Consider the following 2,072-nt stretch of genomic DNA (forward strand, 5'->3'; position numbering starts at 1 on the left):
CAGAGGTCTGCAAAACCTTTATTCCCCAGTTCGAATCTGGGTGCCGCCTTCAGGTTTAAATCGTTGGTGGTTGTGAGGCAATTGTCAACTAAGCTGTGCTACTGTCAACCAGACTGTGCTAGTGCAGCGATTAAGCCCAACCTAGTCCGGTAGTTTTTACTGACAGCTCGTACAGGTGTTGCCATTACGATAATTGCTACGGGGCAGCGGTATTACTGCTTTTCGTGTACACAATCCCGTTCCTTTGATAGGCATTTATCGGACTTGAGCTATGGTTGCTGGGTGACTAGCGGAGTCACTGTTTGTCTGGGCTATCGAGAGTTCACTCTAACCTGACGCTCGATCGCCAGTGCCAATTCCCCATAATGCCACTATCCATGCGCATTGAAAGGGCATTGGCCTGCTGCAAAAAACATCCCCACCCCCTTGGCTAAGGATCTGTCGCTTGGATTTGAAGACTTAGGATAAGGTCAGGTTAAAATGTCAGATACCTGTTTTGTGACCCTATGGCAGAACAACCCAGCGACGGCTACAAAATTATTACCGATAACCGCCAAGCCCGGTTCCAGTACGAAATTCTGGAAACCTATGAAGCTGGTATTGAACTGAAGGGAACGGAAGTAAAGTCGATTCGAGCAGGGAAGGTAAACCTAAGTGATGGCTTTGTGCTGATTCGGGATGAGCAAGCGTGGTTGCATAATGTCCACATCTCGCCCTACGAAACTGCAAGCCAAGTCTTTAACCATGATCCACGACGCACTCGGCGCTTATTGCTGCACCGGGAAGAAATCCGTAAACTGATCGGTAAGGTAGAACAAAAGGGCCTCACGATCGTGCCCTTAAAGCTGTACCTAAAGCGAGGACGAGTGAAGGTAGCGATTGGCTTGGCACGAGGGAAAAAATTGCACGACAAGCGCGAAGACATGAAAAAACGACAGGATAAGCGCGATATGGAACGTGCTATGAAACGGTACTAGTGATTGCTTTGATGGTTATTGTTCCTGCTTGTTTCTGGTGGTTCACCTGTTGAAACACCTGAAAACCCAGTCACCGACTGTAAAGGAGAACGATCGTCTGGGTCACCCTAGCTTAAAAGCCGTCCTTGACTAGTTCCACGGGCACTACACTGACCCCAAGGAAACGCGCCTAGAGCTTCTGGCCGATGTTGCCCACATTACCCAGTCCCACTTTCATCGTCTGCTTAAACAAACCATTGGTAAACCCCCAAGCAGTACGTCTTGCACCTACGGATCAAGCACGCTAGCATCTGCTGCGATCGACGCACCAAAGTCTCTTACGAATTGCTCAGGCCTGCGGTTTTAGTCGCAGTAGTGAGCTTAATATTACCCAGCTAGTGGGAGTTTCTCCAGAGCAATTTCGCCGATCGGCCTAGTAGGGCAGACTACTGATTATCAGACTGGCACAAAATAGTCCAATTAGAAGAGTGCTAGAATTAGCCATCAGCATTAGCATGTCATAACAATCAGCATAGTCAGGACATGGCTGCTTGAGGTTCGTAGTGAAGACTTAAGTCCTCACTACAAACGGTAAGTGCTGGGTTTGTAATGTGAGGGAGATTTCCATGACCCTTTCCATTCCACGATCCCTATCCTCTCACTTCACACCGCCACCCCTAGAAAACGGTGATGCCCTCACCCGTTCAGAGTTTGAGCGTCGCTACGCCGCCATGCCCCAAGTGAAAAAAGCTGAACTGATTGAAGGAATTGTCTACATGGCATCGCCGCTGCGCTTTGAACCCCATGCCGAACCCCATGCTGACCTAGTTGGTTGGCTCTGGAATTACAAAGTGGCAACTCCCGGCACTCGCCTAGGCGATAATTCCACTGTAAGACTTGATTTAGACAACGAACCCCAGCCTGATGCCATCCTGCTAATCGACCCCCGTGCAGGAGGGCAGACTCGGTTCAGTGCTGATGGTTATATTGAAGGGGCACCAGAACTAGTGATAGAAATTGCCGCTAGCTCTGCGGCCATTGACCTGCGGGACAAAAAACGAGCCTATCGCCGCAATGGTGTGCAGGAATATGTGGTTTGGCAAGTGCTCGATCGTC

Annotated in this window: 2 protein-coding genes; both read left to right on the forward strand. The window is 49.6% G+C overall.

Going from position 1 to position 2,072, the window contains the following annotated elements:
• Window positions 1–506: 506 nt before the first annotated feature.
• Window positions 507–977 (forward strand): SsrA-binding protein SmpB, encoded by a 471-nt coding sequence (gene smpB, locus NZ772_17940; protein MCS6815436.1) that lies wholly within the window; start codon window positions 507–509, stop codon window positions 975–977.
• Window positions 978–1,582: 605 nt separating this feature from the next.
• Window positions 1,583–2,072 (forward strand): Uma2 family endonuclease (locus NZ772_17945; GenBank protein ID MCS6815437.1); only part of this gene is annotated, 490 nt, incomplete at its 3' end.

The sequence above is a fragment of the Cyanobacteriota bacterium genome (genome assembly GCA_025054735.1).
Lineage (GTDB): Bacteria > Cyanobacteriota > Cyanobacteriia > SKYG9 > SKYG9 > SKYG9.